This is a genomic window from Amycolatopsis sp. WAC 01416 (assembly GCF_003947485.1).
Taxonomy (GTDB): domain Bacteria; phylum Actinomycetota; class Actinomycetes; order Mycobacteriales; family Pseudonocardiaceae; genus Amycolatopsis.
Window position 1 is genome coordinate 495,776 of the sequence record NZ_QHHX01000001.1, and the last position, 19,725, is coordinate 515,500.

20 protein-coding genes are annotated in these 19,725 nt (G+C 67.6%); 10 read left to right on the forward strand and 10 right to left on the reverse strand.

Going from position 1 to position 19,725, the window contains the following annotated elements; translation table 11 throughout:
- The first annotated feature begins 98 nt into the window (after positions 1 to 98).
- Positions 99 to 470 carry a YciI family protein gene (locus DL990_RS02490; protein ID WP_125779926.1) on the forward strand — a complete coding sequence of 124 codons (372 nt, stop codon included), beginning with the start codon at positions 99 to 101 and terminating at the stop codon, positions 468 to 470.
- 66 nt (positions 471 to 536) lie between these two features.
- Here DL990_RS02490 and DL990_RS02495 read toward each other — a convergent pair whose 3' ends face one another.
- Together DL990_RS02495 and DL990_RS02500 are read right to left on the reverse strand one after the other, a co-directional pair.
- Positions 537 to 1,043 carry a DoxX family membrane protein gene (locus tag DL990_RS02495; protein WP_125797769.1) on the reverse strand — a complete coding sequence of 169 codons (507 nt, stop codon included), beginning with the start codon at positions 1,041 to 1,043 and terminating at the stop codon, positions 537 to 539.
- 129 nt (positions 1,044 to 1,172) lie between these two features.
- A complete protein-coding gene (locus tag DL990_RS02500; RefSeq protein WP_125797770.1) occupies positions 1,173 to 2,204 on the reverse strand; it encodes a glycerophosphodiester phosphodiesterase family protein in 1,032 nt (343 codons plus the stop codon).
- A 65-nt stretch (positions 2,205 to 2,269) separates the two neighbouring features.
- On the opposite strand from DL990_RS02500, the gene DL990_RS02505 reads away from it, so the two are divergent.
- The 7 genes from DL990_RS02505 to DL990_RS02530 all read left to right on the forward strand — a co-directional run bounded on the left by DL990_RS02505 (position 2,270) and on the right by DL990_RS02530 (position 8,594).
- Positions 2,270 to 3,037, forward strand: a complete 768-nt coding sequence (locus DL990_RS02505) for a MerR family transcriptional regulator (RefSeq protein WP_125797771.1) — start codon at positions 2,270 to 2,272, stop codon at positions 3,035 to 3,037.
- 189 nt (positions 3,038 to 3,226) lie between these two features.
- Entirely contained in the window at positions 3,227 to 4,417 is a 1,191-nt protein-coding gene (locus DL990_RS02510; RefSeq protein ID WP_125779934.1) for an ATP-binding protein, read from the forward strand.
- A 553-nt stretch (positions 4,418 to 4,970) separates the two neighbouring features.
- A complete protein-coding gene (locus DL990_RS41415) occupies positions 4,971 to 5,120 on the forward strand; it encodes a hypothetical protein (protein WP_007032374.1) in 150 nt (49 codons plus the stop codon).
- A gap of 235 nt (positions 5,121 to 5,355) precedes the next feature.
- Positions 5,356 to 6,279 carry a helix-turn-helix domain-containing GNAT family N-acetyltransferase gene (locus DL990_RS02515; protein ID WP_125797772.1) on the forward strand — a complete coding sequence of 308 codons (924 nt, stop codon included), beginning with the start codon at positions 5,356 to 5,358 and terminating at the stop codon, positions 6,277 to 6,279.
- 69 nt (positions 6,280 to 6,348) lie between these two features.
- Positions 6,349 to 6,705: a YciI family protein gene (locus tag DL990_RS02520; protein ID WP_125779938.1), complete on the forward strand. Its 357-nt coding sequence runs from the start codon at positions 6,349 to 6,351 to the stop codon at positions 6,703 to 6,705.
- Positions 6,706 to 6,724: 19 nt separating this feature from the next.
- Positions 6,725 to 7,930 (forward strand): RNA polymerase sigma factor, encoded by a 1,206-nt coding sequence (locus DL990_RS02525; protein ID WP_125797773.1) that lies wholly within the window; start codon positions 6,725 to 6,727, stop codon positions 7,928 to 7,930.
- Positions 7,931 to 7,973: 43 nt separating this feature from the next.
- Positions 7,974 to 8,594, forward strand: coding sequence for a hypothetical protein (locus DL990_RS02530; RefSeq protein ID WP_125797774.1), 621 nt, complete (start codon positions 7,974 to 7,976; stop codon positions 8,592 to 8,594).
- A 1-nt stretch (position 8,595) separates the two neighbouring features.
- On the opposite strand, the gene mctP is transcribed toward DL990_RS02530, so the two are convergent.
- Both mctP and DL990_RS02540 read right to left on the reverse strand, forming a co-directional pair.
- On the reverse strand, positions 8,596 to 10,239 hold the full coding sequence (mctP, locus tag DL990_RS02535) for a monocarboxylate uptake permease MctP (RefSeq protein ID WP_125779944.1): 1,644 nt from the start codon (positions 10,237 to 10,239) through the stop codon (positions 8,596 to 8,598).
- Positions 10,236 to 10,514, reverse strand: a complete 279-nt coding sequence (locus tag DL990_RS02540; protein ID WP_199746190.1) for a DUF3311 domain-containing protein — start codon at positions 10,512 to 10,514, stop codon at positions 10,236 to 10,238. The genes mctP and DL990_RS02540 overlap by 4 nt, the downstream gene beginning before the upstream one ends.
- Positions 10,515 to 10,719: 205 nt before the next feature.
- Between DL990_RS02540 and DL990_RS02545 the strand changes: the two genes are divergently transcribed.
- On the forward strand, positions 10,720 to 12,336 hold the full coding sequence (locus DL990_RS02545; RefSeq protein ID WP_125779948.1) for an alpha/beta hydrolase: 1,617 nt from the start codon (positions 10,720 to 10,722) through the stop codon (positions 12,334 to 12,336).
- A gap of 419 nt (positions 12,337 to 12,755) precedes the next feature.
- Complete coding sequence (locus DL990_RS02550) at positions 12,756 to 13,031, forward strand: helix-turn-helix domain-containing protein (RefSeq protein WP_125797775.1); 276 nt, start codon at positions 12,756 to 12,758, stop codon at positions 13,029 to 13,031.
- A 4-nt stretch (positions 13,032 to 13,035) separates the two neighbouring features.
- Here the strand turns inward: DL990_RS02550 and DL990_RS02555 are convergent, their stop codons facing one another.
- The 6 genes from DL990_RS02555 to DL990_RS02580 all read right to left on the reverse strand — a co-directional run bounded on the left by DL990_RS02555 (position 13,036) and on the right by DL990_RS02580 (position 19,665).
- Positions 13,036 to 13,611, reverse strand: coding sequence for an EndoU domain-containing protein (locus DL990_RS02555; RefSeq protein ID WP_233620363.1), 576 nt, complete (start codon positions 13,609 to 13,611; stop codon positions 13,036 to 13,038).
- A gap of 76 nt (positions 13,612 to 13,687) precedes the next feature.
- Entirely contained in the window at positions 13,688 to 14,935 is a 1,248-nt protein-coding gene (locus DL990_RS02560; RefSeq protein WP_125797777.1) for a DUF6297 family protein, read from the reverse strand.
- Between the two features lie 31 nt (positions 14,936 to 14,966).
- Positions 14,967 to 15,572 carry an ABC transporter ATP-binding protein gene (locus DL990_RS02565; RefSeq protein ID WP_125797778.1) on the reverse strand — a complete coding sequence of 202 codons (606 nt, stop codon included), beginning with the start codon at positions 15,570 to 15,572 and terminating at the stop codon, positions 14,967 to 14,969.
- Positions 15,569 to 16,441, reverse strand: a complete 873-nt coding sequence (locus tag DL990_RS02570) for a TIGR03621 family F420-dependent LLM class oxidoreductase (RefSeq protein WP_125779957.1) — start codon at positions 16,439 to 16,441, stop codon at positions 15,569 to 15,571. The genes DL990_RS02565 and DL990_RS02570 overlap by 4 nt, the downstream gene beginning before the upstream one ends.
- Positions 16,442 to 16,719: 278 nt before the next feature.
- Positions 16,720 to 18,546 carry a phosphoenolpyruvate carboxykinase (GTP) gene (locus tag DL990_RS02575; RefSeq protein WP_125779959.1) on the reverse strand — a complete coding sequence of 609 codons (1,827 nt, stop codon included), beginning with the start codon at positions 18,544 to 18,546 and terminating at the stop codon, positions 16,720 to 16,722.
- Between the two features lie 396 nt (positions 18,547 to 18,942).
- Positions 18,943 to 19,665: a DUF6802 family protein gene (locus DL990_RS02580; protein ID WP_125779961.1), complete on the reverse strand. Its 723-nt coding sequence runs from the start codon at positions 19,663 to 19,665 to the stop codon at positions 18,943 to 18,945.
- Between the last annotated feature and the right edge of the window lie 60 nt (positions 19,666 to 19,725).

Here is a 19,725-nt window from a genome sequence, read left to right on the forward strand (position 1 = left end):
CATTCTTTCTGAACGAAATGTCGAACCGCCGTCGAGCCGCTCGACGCGTCGGTGAAGGCGGGGTAGAAACAGCCCCGCCAAGACACTGAGGAGCAGCGATGCGGTTTCTGATGATGCACCGGCTCGACGAGAGCGCCCCGGAAGCCTGGAACCCCAGCAAGGAGTTCATCGAGCAGATGGGCGCCTTCATCCAGGACTCGTTCGAGAAGGGCATCTTGATCACGGCGGAGGGCGTGCACCCGTCGGAGAAGGGCGCGAAGGTCCGCAAGGGGCGCGGCGGCAAGATCACCGCGACCGACGGCCCGTTCACCGAGGCCAAGGAGGTCATCGGCGGGTTCGCGCTGATCAACGCCAAGGACCTGGCCGAGGCCGTCGCTTTCGCCGAGTCCTACGCCGCGTTGTTCGACGAGATCGAGGTCGAGGTGCGGACCGTCGTCGAGGAAGAGGACATCGCCGCCTTCACCTCATGACCCCACGCAATCAGTCACCTACTTGCGGCCTCTTCCCGGCGCAAGTAGGTGACTAATTGCGGAGTTCTACTTCGTGATCGCCTTCTCGGCCTTCTTCGCCAGCTTCTCGGCGCGCTTCTCCGTCTTCGACGCGGCGCGGCGCGCACGCCAGCCGAGCGACGGCTTGCCGGCGGTGTCGGCGGCGGCCAGCAACAGGCCACCGGCGAGACCGGCGTTCTTGATGAACTGGATCTGCTGCTGCTGACGCTCGGCCGGTTCCTTGATCTCCCAGAACCGGTGCGCGGCGAGCGTCGTCGGGACGAGGCTGCCGAGCAGCAGCAGCGAGGCCAGGCGCGGCGCCTTGCCCGCGGCGAGCGCGACCCCGGCGCCGACGTTCACCGCGGCGTCGATCCGGACGAGGGTGGCGGGGTCGCGCGGCACCGACTCCGGCACCACGCCTTCCAGCTTGTCGAAGGACTCGGTGAGGAACGGCTCCGCTGCCTTGGCGTGCCCCTGGGTGTCCCTCAGCGCGCCGATCCCACCGGAGATGAAGATCGCGGCGAGGAGCGGACGTGCGACGCGACGGAGAATCACGGTCGTAACCTTTCTGATCCGGACCCGGGAAACAAACCTATCCCCAGTCTTCCCGCCCGCCACATCGCCGAACCGCGCTAACGGAGTATCCGGGAATATTTCTCTGGCACTAGACGGTTCTAGATTTCCCTAGCGGTCCCGATACGCCCTCGGCAGCTTGAAGCCGCGGTCGGCCGCGACCGCCCGCAGGCGGTCGGGATAGTCGGTGATGATGCCGTCGACCCCGTCATCGATCAGTTTGTGCATGGTGGCCGGGTCGTCGATCGTCCAGGGCACGACCTTGATCCCCGCCCGATGCGCCTCGATGACCAGCGCCTTCGTCGTGAACGGCCGGTAGTCGGGGTCGCCGACCTTGCCGCCCTGCGGGTTGCCGTGCACCGGTGAGAGCGCCTTCGCGCCGAACGACTTCACCGCGCGGACGGGGCTGCCGCCGAAGTCGTCGATGTCGAGCCCGCCGAGCCACGGCGACTTGCCGGGCTGCCCCACCTGCAGGAACTCGGGCTGGGTCAGCGCGACCGTCGGAAGCCACGGCGCCACCTCGCGAAACCGCATCAGCGCGCCCCAGTCGAAGCTCTGGATCGAGACGTTGTGTGCGAACCCTCCACGCACGATCTCACGCACCGCCCGCTGGACGAACTGCTCACGCGGCGCCGTCTCGTGCGGCGCGGCGGCCTCGACCTTCGTCTCGATGTTGAACTTGATTCCCCCGGCCCGGTGGTCCCTGGCCAGCTGGAACAGCTCGGCGAGCGTCGGCATCTTGGCGCCGGGGGAGAGCGTCTGGCCGGGATGCGCCGGCTGGCGGATGGACCCGCAGTCCAGCGTGCGGACCTGCGCGAACGTCAGGTCCTTCACGTATTTGCCGACATACGGGTACGCCGGGTCGCCGGGGGTCGCGGGCGCGGTGTCGCGGCACTTCGCGGGTGTCGTCTTGCGGTCGTGGGTGATCACCTCGCGACCGTCCTTGGTGATCTGGAGGTCGAGTTCGAGCGTGGTCACCCCCAGCTCCATCGCCTTGCCGAACGACGCGAGCGTGCTCTCGACCGTGAGGCCGAGCCCGCCGCGGTGGGCCTGGATGTCGAAGCCGCGACGCGGGTGCGCGTCAGCGACCCCGGCCGTCGTCAACGTCAGCGCAGCGGCCATGACCAGCGCGAATGTCTTCATTCGTGAACCATGCCACGGTCGGGTGAACTTCGATTGACTTTGACGCAACGTCAACCTCTACCTTCATGAACATGCCGAACGAGAAGGAGTGGTCGATCCAGGACATCGCCCGCTCGGCCGGGACCACGAGCCGCACGCTGCGCCACTACGGCGACATCGGACTGCTCGAACCGAGCCGGGTGGGGAACAACGGATACCGCTACTACGACCAGGACGCGCTGGTGCGGCTGCAACGGATCCTGCTGCTTCGTGAACTCGGGCTGAGCCTGCCCGCGATCGGCGAAGTGTTCGAAGGGGAGCAGGACACGACAGCGGCGCTACGCACGCACCTGAAGTGGCTGGAGCAGGAGCGACAGCGGCTCGGACGGCAGATCGAATCGGTCAGGACGACCTTGAAGAAGACAGAAAGAGGTGAACAACTGATGGCAACGGAAGTGTTCGACGGCTTCGACCACACGAAGTACGAGAAGGAGGTCACCGAACGCTGGGGCGCCGACGCCTACAAGCAGGGCGACCGGTGGTGGAAGTCGCTGAGCGCCGAGGACAAGAAGGCGCACCAGCAGGAACAGAAGGACATCGCGGCGGCCTTCGGCGAGGCGCACGCCAAGGGCCTGCCCGCCGACGGCGACGAGGCCCAGGCGATCACGCAGCGGCTGTACGAGTGGCTCCGGCCGGCCGTGCGGGCCGTGTCGAAGGGCTACTTCGCCGGTCTCGGGCAGCTGTACGTCGACGACCCGCGCTACGGGCAGTACGACGAGAAGCACGGCGCGGGCACCGCGGAGTACATCCGTGACGCGATGGCGGTCTACGCCGAGCGCAACCTGCGCGACTGATGACCGAGGGGCGGGGCTGCAGACCCGTCCATTCGGAGCCACCAGGACGCTATGAAGGACGCTTTCATTGCAAAATTTGCTATGAAAGGCCCCTTCATCTCACGCCGGTCGGCGTAACCCGGCGCGACACGCCTATCCCTCTATGGCGGAATATCGGCTCCACGCTAGAAACGCCGATAGCGTGTGAGAGTGGATCCCATCCGCAACCCCTTCGCCCCGGGCGCCGGTCAACGGCCGCCCGAGCTCGCAGGCCGCGTGCGCGAGCTCCAGGCCTTCGAGGTCGTGCTCGAACGGGTCGCACGCGGGAGACCCGAACGCAGCCTGATGCTGACCGGCCTGCGTGGCGTGGGGAAGACCGTGCTGCTGGGCGAACTGCGCTCGCGGGCCATCAAGCACGGCTGGGGCGCCGGCAAGATCGAAGCCCGCCCGGACACCGAACTCAGGCGGCCGCTTTCGGCCGCGTTGCATCGCGCGATCCGCGACCTCGCCGTGCGCCATCGCGCGCCGGACCGGGTCGAGCAGGTGCTCGGCGTGCTCAAGGCGTTCGCGCTGCGCGCCAACAAACCGGACGCGAAGCTCCGTGACCGCTGGCAGCCCGGCATCGACGTGCCCGCCGCGCAGGGGCGCGCCGATTCGGGCGACATCGAGATCGACCTGGTCGAGTTGTTCACCGAGGTCGCGGAGCTCGCGGCCGACGTCGGCACCGGGGTCGCGCTGCTGATCGACGAGATCCAGGACCTGCTGCCCGAGGACGTCTCCGCGCTCTGCGCCGCCTGCCACGAGCTTTCGCAGTCGGGGGCGCCGCTGGTCGTGGTCGGTGCAGGGCTGCCGCACGTGCCTGCGGTCCTTTCGGCGTCGAAGTCGTACTCGGAACGCCTCTTCCGCTACGCGCGCATCGACAGGCTCGATCGCGAAGACGCCGACCTCGCGGTGATGGCGCCCATCGAACGCGAAGACGCGGGCATCGAACCGGAGGCGCTGGACGCCCTGTTCGACGCGTCGGGCGGCTATCCCTACTTCATCCAGGCGTACGGCAAGGCCGCCTGGGATGCCGCGCCCGCCGACCCCATCACCGTGAAGGATGTCCAGGTCGCCGCCCCGGAGGCCGAATCGGAACTCGCGGTCGGCTTCTTCGGCTCCCGGTACGAACGCGCGACGCCCGCCGAGCGCGAGTACCTGCTCGCGATGGCCGAGCTGACCCAGGGCAGGGACGAGTCCGCCGGCACCGCCGATGTGGCCGTCTACCTGGGGCGGAAGCCTTCGTCGCTGTCGCCGGCACGGGACAGCCTGATGAAGAAGGGCCTGGTGTACTCCGCCGAACGCGGTCACATCGCCTTCACCGTCCCGCACTTCGGCCACTACTTGCTCGGCCGGGACTAAGCGCTGTCCTGTAATTATCGCCGGGTGTGCTGACCTGCAGAAAGGGAGCGGGGGACCTTTGCTCCCACGGGAGGGGGCGTGTGGATATAGGGACGTTGAGTGTCCCTCTATCCACACACCCCTCACTCACTGTCAGGACCATCGCTGACTGTGTGGATTTTGGGGCGTCAGATGTCCCGAAATCCACACGGTCACCGCGCAAGAGAGCAAGGGACCTTTGCTCTCGCCTCCGGGTCGGTCCACCCGGCCCGTCCACAGCATCACGGCGAACATGACTTACAGGCAGGACAGCGACTAAGCCTCTCTGCGGCTTTATCGTCTCAGCGCTAGAAAGCGGTAGAGAACCCTACCGCCGCTTTGTCACACCTTCAGCGTTACCAAGAAGTGACCGGCGCCACCAAATCTCTCCGGTTTTACGCTCTTGTTGCCGATGATTCATCGGCAGGTGTGCCAAGTCACCGGATAATCGTTGGCTTCCTTGTGAAAAAGGGTGCATACTAGGAGCACAGCCACGAAGACGCAAGATCTACTCCCAAGGGGATGACACAAACCGATGAACAACATCGCCGCCAAGCTCCGTGCCCGTCGCGCCGAGGCTCGCACTCGCCGGGCCCTGAACCGGGCGATCGACACCGCGGCCACCGCGACCGTTCGTCAGGAGCTCATCGCTATCTCCCAGGCGCGTCACACGCACATGCGCTGACCCGACAACAACCGTTGTAGGTGTCGCCCGTTCGAGTGACCTACGACACATAGTGCGTGAGGTGTAACGCCGCGGAACGTGGCGTCGATACCCACTACGACCCCGTGATGCTGGCGGACCCCCGACCTGGCAGCATCACGGGGTTTCCATATGTCCACCCCCGGAAAGATTTCTTGCCTTCACCGCCTGGCGGGGTAACACTTGACCTAGTCAATGAATCTGTTGAGGTGGTCAAATGAATCGTTCCGCGGACCGGGTGGCGACCGTCCGGGCCTTCAACCGTCTGTACACCGGCGTGATCGGCGTCCTCGACGAAGGACCGGCCGACGCCGAATACTCGCTGAGCGAAGCCAGGGTCCTCTTCGAACTCGCGCAGCAGGACCCCACCCAGGTCACCGACCTGCGCAAACGTCTCGACCTCGACGCCGGATACGCGAGCAGGCTGCTCGCGAGGCTCGAAGGGCGAGGCCTCCTCACCCGCGAGCGCAGCGACGAGGACGCCCGCCGTCAGCTCGTCCGGCTGACCGAGGACGGCCGCAAGGCCTTCGCCGTCCTCGACCAACGGTCGGTGGGCAGGATCGGCTCGCTGCTCGGCAAGTTCGGCGAAGACGAGCAAGAGCGGCTGCTCGGCGCCATGGACACGATCACCTCGCTGGTCGGCGAGCGCGCCCCGAACCCCACGCTGGTCCTGCGCCCGCCCCGGCCCGGCGATTTCGGCTGGGTGGTCCACCGCCACGGCGCCCTCTACTCCCGCGAATACGGCTGGGACGAACGCTTCGAAGCACTCGTCGCCCGCGTCGTCGCCGAGTACGTCGACAGGCGCGGCGACCCTCGCCAAGCGGGCTGGATCGCCGAACTCGACGGGGAACGCGTCGGCAGCATCTTCTGCATGCCCGCCGAGGACGGCATCACCGCGAAGCTGCGGATGCTGCTCCTCGAACCGGCCGCGCGTGGCCGCGGCGTCGGGAAACGCCTGGTCACCGAATGCGTCGAGTTCGCGAGGGCGTCCGGCTACCCCGCGATGGAACTCTGGACGGTCTCGGTGCTGGACGCGGCGAGGGCGGTCTACCGGAAGGCGGGCTTCCGGCTGGTGAGCGAAGAGACGATCGAGGGCTTCGGTTACGAGCTGACCGGCCAGACCTGGCGGCTAGAGCTGTGACCTGTTCGGACGATGTCGATTCGCGGAGCGCTTGTTCGTCTAGGGACCATCGATCCCAAGGAGGACGCCATGCCCCACTACATCGGTTTCATCCGTGCCACGAAGGACTCGCACGACCACCTCGGCCCTGACGAAGCGCAACGCGTGCTCGAGAACTACATGGCCTGGGCGGAGGAGCGCACGAAGGAAGGCCGCTTCGTCGACGGCGGCGGGCTGTCGAAGAGCGGCCGGGTGCTGCGCGGTTCCGGTGGCGAGGTCGGCGTGACCGACGGGCCGCACACCGAGGCCACCGAGATCGTCGGCGGCTACCAGGTGATCGAGGCCGCGGACCTCGACCAGGCGGAGAAGATCTTCGCGACGCATCCGCATCTGGAGTTCGGGCCGATCGAAGTACGCAAGGTCGGCGAACGCGGTTGCGAGGACTGATGCGGAAGGTCGCGCTGTCATGAGCCGTCCGGCCGGCGTGGTGGAGCATCTGTTCCGGCACAGTGCCGGGCGGATCGTCGCCACGCTGGCCAGGGCGCTCGGCCCCGAACGGCTGGACCTGGCCGAGGAAGACCTCGCCGACGCGCTGGAACAGGCGCTGCGCACCTGGCCGCGGTGCGGGATCCCGGACAATCCGCGGGGCTGGCTGTTCCGGGCCGCGCGGAACCGGGCGATGGACGTCGTCCGGCGCGAGCAGACCCTGCGCGCGCTGCTGCCGCGGCTCGTGGAGCTCGACGGCTACGAAGCCGATCGGCGCACGGACGACGAACTCGTGCTGATGTTGCTGTGCTGCCATCCCGCGCTGCCGATGGTGTCGCAGGTGGCGCTGACCTTGAAGACCGTCGGCGGGCTCGGGGTGAACGAGATCGCGGCGGCCTTGCTGACGAAACCGGCGACGGTGGCGCAGCGGCTCGTGCGGGCGAAGAAGTGGTTGCGCGCGTCGGGGAAACCGCTCGGCCTGCCGGGGCAGGACGCACTGGAGTCCAGAGTGGACAGTGTGCTGGCCGTGCTGTACCTGCTGTTCAACGAAGGTTACGACGCGACGACCGGAGACGTCGCGGTGCGCGGCGAACTGTGCGGTGAGGCGATCCGGCTGGGACGGCTGCTGCTCGCCGAGCCGAAGACGGCTCTGCCGAGGGTGCGGGCGCTGGTGGCGCTGATGCTGTTGCAGGGGAGCAGGCTGCCCGCGCGGGTCGACCGGGACGGTGATCTGCTGCTGCTCGACGAACAGGACCGCGACCGCTGGGACCACGCGATGATCGCCGAGGGGACGCGGCAGTTCGAGCGGGCGTGCACCGGGCCGGAGATGTCGGCGTACCACGTCGAAGCCGCGATCGCGTTGTGTCACAGCACGGCTCAGCCGCCCGATTGGCGCCGGATCGTCGGGCTGTACGACGACCTGCTGGCGCTGCGCCCGTCGCCGGTGGCGCGGCTGAACCGCGCGATCGCGCTGTCCATGGTGGACGGTGCCGTCGCCGGGATCGCCGAACTCGACACCGTCGAGGCCGACCTGCCGGACTACACCCTGCTGCCCGCCGTCCTCGGCGCGCTGTGGCTGCGGGCCGGCGACCCTGTGCGAGCCGCCGAGCACTATCGGCGAGCGCTCGCGCTGCCCTGCTCGGAACCGCGACGCCGCTTCCTGACCCGACGCCTGGAGGCCTGCTGACCGGCGACACCCGCAGTTCACGTGGGCACGGTTATCTGGAGAGGTGAACTGGACCGCGTACATCGACGGCTACTGCGAACGTCTGGCCCCCGGACTCTGGGGTGAGCCGCTCAACAGCCTCAGCAATCTCGCGTTCCTGATCGCCGCGATCGCCGTCTGGCGGCGACCGAACGGCCGTGTCCTCGCGGTCCTCATCGGACTGGTGTTCCTCGGCAGCACGGCCTTCCACCTGCTCGCCACCCGCTGGTCCGCGGCCGCCGACACCGGCTTCATCCTGGTGTACGTCCTGTACTACGCCGCCGTGTTCCCGCACGTGTTCTTCGGCGTCGGCCGCAGGCTGTCCTGGATCGGCGTCCCCGTGTTCCTCGCGTTCACCGCCCTCGTCGCGTCGCTGGGCGGTGGGCTGTACCTCTCGGCGCTGATCGGCCTCGTCGTCTTCGCGGTCATTCTCCGGGGTGAAGATCGCCGCAGGTTCGCCGTGGCCGCCGGCGTCTTCGGGGTGTCGCTTTCGTTCCGCACGGCCGACCACACGGTCTGCGGGAGCTTCCCCGCCGGGACGCACTTCCTGTGGCACCTGCTGAACGGCCTCGTCCTCTACCTGACGGCGACCGCGGCCACGAGAAAGGCCGCGTCCCGGCAGGACGCGGCCCCTTCTCACAGCTGACTCAGTGGACGCCGATCTCGCGGAGATCCTTGTCGTGCTCGTCGGCGTGGTAGTCCTCGGCCTCGGTGTCGTCCGTGCCGTTGAAGACCTTCAGCTGCCGCGCGATCAGCGTGAAGATCACGGCGATCAGCAGGTTCGCGGCCAGCGCCACGAAACCGACGTAGATCTGCAGCTGCGAGCCGCTGAGCGGGTGCCAGCCGAAGATCGACAGGTCGCCGAGCTTCAGCGCCGAGCCACCGAAGTGCGCCTTGCCGGTCGCCGCGTTCGGGATGTTGTAGAGCATGACCAGGCCCCAGCCGATGCCGACCACCCAGCCGGCGATCAGGCCCCAGCGGTGGAACCACCGCGTGTAGAGCGAGATCGCGACCGCCGGCAGCGTCTGCAGGATCAGCACGCCGCCGATGAGCTGGAGGTCGATCGAGAACTGCGGGTCGATGAACAGGATGAACGCCACCGCGCCGAACTTCACGATCAGCGAAGCGAGCTTGGCCTGCTTCGCCTCCTGGCCCGGCGTCGCGTCCTTCTTGATGTACTCCTTGTAGATGTTGCGGGTCCACAGGTTGGCCGCCGCGATCGACATGATCGCCGCGGGCACCAGCGCACCGATGCCGATCGCGGCGAACGCGATCCCGGCGAACCACGACGAGAACTGCGAGTCGAACAGCACCGGGACGACGGTGTTCGTGTCGGGCTTGCCGGTGGCGTTGTTGGTGATCGGCGAGACCGACGCGCTGATCGCGACGTAGCCGAGCAGCGCCAGCAGGCCCAGCACCAGCGAGTACGCCGGGAGCGCGACCATGTTCCGCTTGATCACGCTGCGGCCGCGCGAAGCGAGCACGCTGGTGAGCGAGTGCGGGTACAGGAAAAGCGCGAGCGCCGAACCGAGCGCCAGTGTCGCGTACTGCAACTGGTTGTTGGCGTTGAGCAGGATGCCGTCCGCCTGGGACGGCGTCTTGTCGAATTTGGCGTCGGCCGCGTCGAAGATCGCCGACCAGCCGCCGAGCTTCGAGGGCAGGTAGATGATCGCCACGATGATCACGAGGTAGATCAGGATGTCCTTGACGAACGCGATCAGCGCGGGCGCGCGAAGGCCGGACTGGTAGGTGTAGACCGCCAGGATGACGAAGGCGACCAGCAGCGGCAGGTGACCGATGACGCCGGAGCCGTTGATGCCCATGGTCCGCAGCACCGCTTCGAGGCCGACGAGCTGCAGCGCGATGTACGGCATCGTCGCGATGATGCCGGTGATCGCGATCAGCAGCGCCAGCGTCGGCGAACCGAAGCGGCCGCGGACGAAGTCGGCGGGGGTGACGTAGCCGCGGACGCGCGAAACCGACCACATGCGCAGCGCCGGCATCAACACGATCGGGTAGACGATGATCGTGTACGGCAGCGCGAACATGCCCATCGCGCCGGCGCTGAACATCAGCGCGGGGACGGCGACGAACGTGTACGCCGTGTAGAGGTCACCGCCGAGCAGGAACCAGGTGATCCACGAACCGAACTTGCGGCCGCCGAGGCCCCATTCGTCCAGGTGGTCGAGGGTGTTGCCGGCCTTCCAGCGGGAAGCGACGAAGCCGAGCACGGTGACCACCGCGAAGAGGATCGTGAAGATGATCAGCTCTGGCCATTGGATGTTGCTCACTTGGCGTCCCCCTCGTCGAGCTCGTCCACGGACAGCCGGTCGGGACGCTCACTGGTCGGCTTGTCCTTGGTCATCACGAAGACGATCCAGGTGCACAGGACGCCGACGGCCACGAACACGAATTGGAACCAGTAGAAGAACGGCATCCCGAACACTCGCGGCCCGTCCGAATTGAACAAGGATGTGATCAGCACCAGCAACGGGATGATCAACAGGAGGTTCCAGGGGCTGAACTGAAAGCCCCTCACCTTCCCGTCTGCCTTACCTGACGCCATCGGACCTCACCTAACGTTTCCCGTACCCCCGGATGGTCCCGATGACCCTAAGACCTCTCCCCCACCCGGGTCACGCGTGCCCGATATCGATTTGATCAGCGACGCCCCATACGACGAAGGGCGGTTGCCGTCCCGCTCCCCGCCGGATATCAATAGCCGCAAGTCGCGAACAGGAACTTCGCACGCAAGATCAAAGGGGCATCGGATGAAGAAACTCCGCTATGCGGTGGTGATCCCGGCTGTCGCCGGCACCATGCTGGCCGGGTTCACTCCTGCGTTCGCAGGACCGGAGGCTGCTCGGCAGCAGCCGCTGAACTCCACCAACATTCCGGCGAAGTACGCGGACCAGAAGCTGGACTGGCACAAGTGCACCGCCAGTGAGCTGCCGTCCGCGCCGCCTCCGGGGGCCGAGAACATCGAGTGCGCGACCTACCGCGCACCGCGCAACTGGTACAAGACGAACGAGGCCATCGACCTGACGATCGCCGTCAGCCGCCTCGCCGCCACCAGCGGCAACGCGACCGCCAGCGTGATCACGAACCCGGGTGGCCCCGGCGCTCCGGGCCGTAACTTCCCGGCCCGTCTGCGTAACCAGACGAAGCTCCGCGCGAACCAGGAGATCATCGGTCTCGACCCGCGCGGCACCGGCAAGAGCACCAACATCACCTGCGGCAACGCGATCGGCACCGGCTCCGACCTCGACCCGCGCGACCGCAGCCGGGCGAACCTGAACCTGATCCTGGACGCCACCAAGTACGCGGCGGACTCCTGCCAGGTGAAGTCCGGCGAGCTGGGCCCGCTCATCAACACCGCACAGACCATCCGCGACATCGACCTGCTGCGCGTCCTCCTCGGCCGCGACAAGATCAACTGGGTCGGCTACTCGGCGGGCACCTGGATGGGCGCGCACTACGCGCAGCAGTTCCCCACCCGGACCGGCAAGTTCCTGCTCGACTCCTCGACCGAGTTCACCACCACCTGGCAGAACTCGTTCGACGGGCAGCCGCTCGGCTTCGAGCGCCGCTGGCGTCAGGACTTCCTGCCGTGGATCGGCAAGTACGACAAGGTCTACGGCTTCGGCAAGACCGGTGAAGCCGCTCGCCAGACGTACGAGAAGGTCCGCTTCGCGCTGACGCAGAACCCGGTCGAGGTGGACGGCGTCCCGGTTTCGGCCAACGCCCTCGACTCGACCATCGCGGGGTACCTCTACTCGAAGCGCAACTTCCCCGCGCTGGCCGACTACCTGGTCAACCTGAAGACGCTGACCGAGGGCACCTCGACGCAGCAGCAGAAGTCGGCCGCCGCGCAGAAGGTCAAGGCGGAGACGGTGGACGGTGACGGCGTCATCGGCCCGCAGCCGCTGTTCGTCCCGACCGACGGCGACTCCTACAACGCCAGCTTCTGGACCATCCCCTGCAACGAGGGCAAGTGGACCGGCAACCGGCAGAGCGTCATCCGCCAGTCGCAGAAGCTGATCGACCGCGACCTGCCGCTGCTCGGCGCCGGTTGGCTGATCCAGCCGTGCATCTTCTGGAAGAACAAGCCGGTCGACCTGCCGAAGCTCGACGGCCGCGGCGTCCCGCCGGTGCTGATCGTCCAGTCGGTGAACGACCCCGCGACCCCGATCGAGGGTGCGACCCGTGCGCACCGCGCGTTCGCCGGCTCGCGGATGATCACGGTGACCGGTGAAGGCGACCACGGTATCTACGCCGGCGGCAACGCGGGTGTGGACAAGGTCGTGGAGGACTTCCTCGTCGACGGCAAGGTGCCGAACGACCAGAGCCTCCCCGGACTCCCACTTCCGGTGCCCGCGGGCGCCTGAAGCCACTAGGGATTGTGGCCCCGTCGAGCTCCGGCTCGGCGGGGCCCTTTTCTCGGGGTTGTCCACGACCTGTGCACAGAGTTATCCACAGCCTGGGGGTAACTCGGTGGGGACAACTCAGCGGGCGGCGGTAGGGCGTGGGTCGGGTGGGTCGTGAGTGGCGATTCGGTTAGAACCCGAAGGTGTCTTAGGCCCCAGTTCGTGGGGATGTCGTGAAGGGCACCTTTGAGACGATCATCGTCTCAAAGGTGCCCTTCACGACATGAGAGTTCGGCGCTACAGCGACAGTGCGTGAAGCCCCCATCCTTGCGACTACGTACAGGAAGGAGACCTTCATGTACTTCAGCCACTCACGACCCACCCGACCCACGCCTGTCCGCGACCTCGACTCCCTCAGATCCGGTATTAGTATTGGCGCCATGGTGCGAGTGCCGTTGACGGACGAAGAGCGCGAACGCGGCGAGCGGCTGGGGCTGGCGCTCCGGGACGCGCGCGCGTCGGCGTCGCGGAGCATGGTCGAGGTCGCCGCGGAGGCCGGGATCTCGGTGGAGACGCTCCGCAAGATCGAGACCGGCCGGATCCCGACGCCCGCTTTCTTCACGGTGATGGCGATCGCGGACGCCGTCGGGCTGCCGCTGGACTCGCTGCGGGCGGCCGCGGAGGGCGGCACCGAGCAGGTCGCCGAAGCGAGCTAGGCGCCTAGGGCCGCAGCGCGGCCAGGGCGTGTGCCCGGTCGTTCAGGTAGAGGAAGCCGTCGATCGGCAGGTCGAAGCTGCTCAGCAGGCTTTCCAGGGTGGCGTATTCGTCCACGCCGAGCCGCAGGTTCTCCTTCATCGCGTGTGCGATGAGGACGTCGGCCAGCTCTTCCCACTCACCCGACCAGCGCAGCGTGCGGTAGAAGGCCAGGACGTCCGGCGTGATCCGGTCGGCGATCTGGTCGAGCAGGCTGTCGCCGAAGAAGCTGATGCGGCCGGCGGCGAGGTCGGCGACGGTCGGGTTCGCCGGGTCGGCCGCGGTGTCGGGATTGCGGACCACGCCGGGGCCCGCCACCGGATAGCCCGTTTTGACGTGGCCGTTGTCCTCGACCAGCACGATCAGATGCACGCCGTAGCGCTCGCCGGCACAGCGCCAGCGGCCGTTGTGCATTCTGACGCGGGGTTCGCTCGGATCGTTGGCGACGTCCTTGATGACCGCGATGATCTGCTCGTCGGTCCAGCCCGCGGGGAACTCGCTGGTCGCCCGCCGCCCCTTACCCGGTGCGTGCCCGCCGCCCACTCGTGCTCCTTTCGTCGCATCGAGGGTAACCCGCGTTCGGAGTATCCGGATGATCCGAACGCGGGAACGGGTGACCTCAGGCGATCACGCTGAGCAAGACGGCGCCGACGGCCAGTACGTCCACGCCTCGCAGGGCTTGGAAGCCGGCGGCCCCGCCGGCGACGTCGTAGTTCATCGGCGGCCGGGTCGCCGTCCGCAGCGCGGCGACCACGGCGAGCGGGATCGCGAGCCACACCGGCCAGGCCGGGATCACCCCGAGGGTCAACGTCACCAGGCCGAGCAGCACTCCCCAGCCGAGGCCGAGCAGGGCGAAGACCAGGCCGTTGACCAGCCGCAGCTCCCAGTCGGAGGCGCCGAGCCATCGCCTGCGGCCGGGATTGCGCCACAGTTCGCCGAGCCCGCCGACGAACGGCACGAGCGCCGCGTACGCGCCGAGCGCGAACAGCGGCACCACCGGGACGGCGGGGAAGGCCAGGTGCCCGAGACCGACCAGGCAAGCGATCACCACGCCGGCCGCCGCGTAACGCATCCGGCCGAGCACGCCCGCCCACGCGAGCCGCAGCGTCGTCGGACGCCGCAGCGTCAGCCACGGCACCGGCTTCGATTCCGGGATCAGCAGCATGGGGTCCATGAAGACCGCGGCCATCGCCCGCAGGAGCCGCGCGTTCCAGCCGTCGACGAGTTCCTGGCGCCCGACCCCGGACATCGGCTCGCCGCAGACGGCCACCGCCACCGCCACCGCGAACAGCCCGCCGGCCAGCACCTCGATCGCGATCGGGCCCAGCCCCGCGGCCGCCGTCGCCAGACCGGCCAGCGCGAGCACGACCGGACCCGCCGTTTCCCCGCGGATCGCCGTCCGCCGCGCGGTGACGGCGGCCAGGATCGCGCCGGAGGCGGTCAACGCCGACATCGCGATCCACACGTCCTTCGACCCGCCACCGATCGCGGTGACCAGCGCCCCGGTGTAGCCGACCACGACGACCAGCCCGGACCAGAGCGCCCACATCCGCTTCACGACGACACGGCGTCTGTCGACGCGGGCGAAGTCCATCCAGGTCAGCGCCGCCGGCTCGGCCCAGACGAAGCCGCGGCGAAGCAGGCTGCGCCAGAACATCGCGCACAGCACCACCAGCAGGCCGAACACCGCCGGGAAGTCCACAACGGACTGTCCAAAAAGGAAGTCGCGGAGCTTCGGCAGGTTCTGGAAGGCGGTGAACAGCGCGCCGAAGCCGAACAGTGCCAGGAAGGTCTGGTAATCCCCGTTGAGCAACCCGCCGAATCGCTGCCGTCCCGGGACGTGCGTGGGGGCTTTCGTGGTCACCACCTTCGAGGTACTCCTTTCCGCCGAGAAGGCATCAGCAGAGCTCGAGGGTGGAGTCGGCCGCTTCGAGCAGCGGGGGATGATGCGTGGCCACGACGACGGCCGCCCCGGCGTCGGTCGAACGCTTGATCAACGACGTCAGCCATTCCTTCCCTGCGACGTCGAGCGCCCGCTCGGGCTCGTCGAGCAGCAGGACGTCGTGCGGCCGCGCGGTCGCGCCGAGCAGCAACAGGCGACGGCGTTGCCCGGCGGAGAACTTGCCCGCGGTGACCTTCGCGCGTTCCGAGAGCCCCGCGTCCGCCAGCAACGCGTCGAAATCGCCGAGGTCGGCCCCGAACGAGCCCTCCAGCAGTTCGAGATGCTGAAGCGGAGTCAGTTCGGCGAAGAAATCGGAATCGTCGAACAACACGGAAACCTTGCGGCGAAAGGAAACCTCGCGTTCGTCGGGTTTCCCGCCCGCGACGACGACGCGTCCGCGCTGCGGCGTCTGCGTGCCGTACAGACACCGCAACAGGGTCGATTTGCCCACCCCGTTGGGGCCGACGATGACCGCGCATTCGCCCGCATCGACCTCGAAGTCGAGGCCGTCGAACAACCAGAGATCCCCGGCCTGGACGCCGAGCCCGCGTACGTCGATCATTTGTCGCGCAACAACTCGATCACCGGTGCGAGCGCGTCCATGTTGTGCTCCAGCACGGTGAAGTAGGTGAACCCGAACCGCTCACGATGCGCCAGGATCTGTTCGGCGATCTGCTCGTGCGTGCCGACCAGAGCCGTCGGCAGCTCGGCGAGTTGTTCGACGGTGAGCTTGCCTTCGAGCAGCTCTCGCAGGCTCTCCAAACCCTCTCGCCGGTCTTCGACCACGGCGACGAAATGCGCGAGGATATTGAATTCGGCGGCGCGGCCCTTCAGTTTTCCGCGGACGAAGTCCGCCCGCTCCGCGATCCCGGTGGCGTCGTCGACGGCGAGTGCTCCTCCGTCGGGAACGGCGGCCGTGCCGGTGAACCCGATGATGTCGGCGTGTTCGGCGGCGAGCGTGAGCAGCCTGTCGCCGCGGCCGGCGATCATCAGCGGCGGCCCCGGTTTCTGCACCGTGGCCGGTTTGTGCTTTTCGTCGGCATAGAGCCGGTTGAGTTCTTTGATCGTTTTTTCGAGGTGGGCGACGCGCTGTCCGGCGCGGGGGAACTCCATTCCCATCGCTTCGAATTCGGCCTTCACGTAACCGGCCCCCAGGCCGAGCTCCAGCCTGCCCTCGGTGAACTGGTCGGTGCCGGTGACGTCGCGGGCGAGCAGCACCGGGTTGTAGAAGGCCGTGTTGATGACGAAGGTGTTGAGCCTGGGGCGGCTCGTCACCTCGGCGGCGAGCACGAGCGCCGGAAAGGGCGGTGCCATGCCGAGGTGGTCCGCCGCGCCGATCACGTCGAACCCGAGGTCTTCGGCCTTGCGGCACTTGCCGACCCACGCCGCGCGGGTCTCCGGGACGACCATGTTGACGCCGAATTTGACCATGCGGCCACGGTACCGAGCGCGAAAGAAGACGGCCTCATCCCCGGGAATGACTCCGAGGATGAGGCTCACACCAAGCCGCCCAACCCGAACCCGAACCCGAACCCGAGCGATCCCCCCGGCACCGAAAGGTCTCCCCAAGGGCGCCCCGCGCCCGACGGAGACTTCACCGCTCGAGCGCCCTCTTTCGGGCCGAAGGCCCCCGGAAACGTGATGAAGGGGCGCCCTCCGCTCCCACCGTGAGGTGGAGACGGCACGGGCGCCCCTTCGGCACGTTTGCGTCAGCGCTCGAGCCGAGACTTGAGCGCGTCCAGCTCGTCACGCAGCGAAGCCGGGACCTTGTCGCCGATCTTCTCGAACCACTCCTCGATGAGCGGCAGTTCCTGGCGCCACTCCTCGGCGGAGACGTCCAGCGCGGCCTGGATGTCGGCCAGCGGCTCCTTGAGGCCCTCGGTGTCGAGGTCCTCGGCCTTCGGCACGAAGCCGACCGGGGTCTCGTTCGCGTTGCCCTTGCCCTCGACGCGCTCGATGACCCACTTCAGGATCCGCGAGTTCTCGCCGAAGCCCGGCCACAGGAAGCGGCCGTCGTCGCCGCGGCGGAACCAGTTGACGTAGAAGATCTTCGGCAGCTTGTCCGCGTCGGCGTTCTTGCCGAGGTCCAGCCAGTGCTTGAAGTAGTCACCGGCGTGGTAGCCGAGGAACGGCAGCATGGCCATCGGGTCGCGGCGCACGTTGCCGACCGCGCCGGCGGCGGCCGCGGTGGTCTCCGAAGACATGGTGGCGCCCATGAACACGCCGTGCTGCCAGTCGCGGGCCTCGTTCACCAGCGGGACCGTGGTCTTGCGGCGGCCGCCGAACAGGATCGCCGAGATCGGCACACCCTGCGGGTCGTCCCACTCGGGCGCGAGGATCGGGCACTGCGACATCGGCGTGCAGTACCGCGAGTTCGGGTGCGCGGCCTTCTCTTCCGACTCCGGCGTCCAGTCCTGCTTCTTCCAGGAGGTGACGTGGGCGGGCTTCTCGCCCATGCCCTCCCACCAGACGTCGCCGTCGTCGGTGAGCGCGACGTTCGTGTACACCGTGTTGCCCTTTTCGATGGTGCGCATCGCGTTGGGGTTGGTGTGCCAGTCGGTGCCCGGCGCGACGCCGAAGAAGCCGAACTCGGGGTTCACCGCGTACAGGCGGCCGTCCTCGCCGAACCGCATCCACGCGATGTCGTCGCCGAGGGTCTCGGCGCGCCAGCCGGGGATGGTCGGCTGCAGCATGGCGAGGTTGGTCTTGCCGCAGGCGCTCGGGAACGCCGCCGCGACGTAGTGGACCTTGTCCTCGGGCGAGATCAGCTTGAGGATCAGCATGTGCTCGGCCAGCCAGCCCTCGTCGCGGGCGATGACCGAGCCGATGCGCAGCGAGTAGCACTTCTTGCCGAGCAGCGAGTTGCCGCCGTAGCCGGAGCCGTAGCTCCAGATCTCGCGGGTCTCGGGGAAGTGCGAGATGTACTTGGTGGTGTTGCACGGCCAGGAGACGTCCTCCTGACCCGGCTCCAGCGGCGCGCCGACGGAGTGCAGGGCGGGGACGAACGCGCGCTCGGTGCCGTCCTCGGTGACGAACTTGTCCAGCGCGGCCTTGCCGGCGCGGGTCATCACGCGCATGGAGGCGACGACGTAGGCGAAGTCGGTGATCTCGATGCCGAGCTTGGGGTCTTCGGCTCCGAGGGGGCCCATGCAGAAGGGGATGACGTACATCGTGCGACCGCGCATGCATCCGCGGTACAGCTCCGTCATCGTGGCCTTCATCTCGGCCGGGTCCATCCAGTTGTTGGTGGGACCGGCGTCGGCTTCGTTATCCGAACAGATGAAGGTGCGCTCTTCGACGCGGGCGACGTCATTCGGGTCGGAAGCGGCCCAGTACGAGTTGGGCTTCGCGTCGAGCTGCACGAACGTGCCGGCGGAGACCAGCTCGGCGTTGATGCGCGCGGCCTCTTCGTCGGACCCGTCGACCCACACCACGCGGTCCGGAGTGGTCAGTTCGGCGACCTCCCGGACCCAGGACAGCACGCCACTGTGCGTCGTCGGCGCATTTTCCAGTCCGGGGATGGCGACTGCGGTCATCTCTTCTCCTGACTTCCGACGGCAGAAGCCCACACCGGGAACGACGCTGTTCCGATGCGGGCTTCGATGCCGGCGACCGAATGGCTTCGCACACCGGCGGGAAGGCCGGTGTGCAGGTTTTGGGATTCCCCGAGAGTAGCCGGATGACCGGCAGGTAACCGAGAGCTGACCTGTCGGTTCTCTCACAAGAACGATAAGGGAATCGATTCAGTATCACCGGAATGGGCCATACGCAGAAATTCTTCCGGTGATCGACGGCACGGCGATGGGGCGAATCGGACATGAGAAAGCCCGGCACGAGGTTTCGTACCGGGCTGTTCTGTGACCAGGATTACACGAATTCGGGTTCTAAAATGGCCTAGACCATTCTGACGATGGTTTAAACCATTTCCGGAATCAGTTCAGGCTGATCCACTGGCCGGTCGAAGAATCGATCTTCGCCACACCTTCGAGTGTTTCGGTGCCCGCGCCGCCCCACGCCGCGTCACCCGCGGGGTCGCCCTCGACGGCGGCCGGAGTGCTCGCGAAGGCCGAGCCGATGTCGTCGTTGACCACGCCGCTGCTGACCTCGGTCCACTGGCCGGGGCCGGTGTGCTCGTAGGTCTTGGAGTTGCCGGAGGCGTCGGTCTCCACCGCGATGTCGGCGTTGCCGTCGCCGTCCTTGTCGGTGAAGGCGATGGTGCGGCCGTCCTCCGTCTGGACGACGGCGGTGTCGGGAGTCCCGTCACCGTTGGTGTCGATCGTCGGCGGGCCGATCTCGACGTCGCCGCTGGGCATGTCGGCGTGCATGGTGCCGCTGGTGCCCGCGTCGGAACCGCCGTCGTCGCTACCGCCACCGGCCTCGACCCAGGCGCCGGACGCCTCGTCGTAGACGGCTTCCTGGACGACCTTGCCGTTCTCGTCCAGCACCGCGTACTGGTCGGCCTCGCCGTCGCCGTCGGTGTCGACGAACGCCTGGCCGGTGCCGTCTTCGTGCTGGATGACCGCGGCGTCGTTCACGCCGTCCTTGTCGAGGTCGTAGTTGAGCTCGGCCTGGTACTCCTCGCCGTCAACGTGGACCGTGACCGCCTCCGTGGAGCCCGTCTCGGTGTCCGTGCCGCCGCTCTCGTCGACCCACATGGGATAACCCCCTCGTTGACCTGCTGGTGTGTCGAAGCTTAGGACTCACCGTAGGCCGGT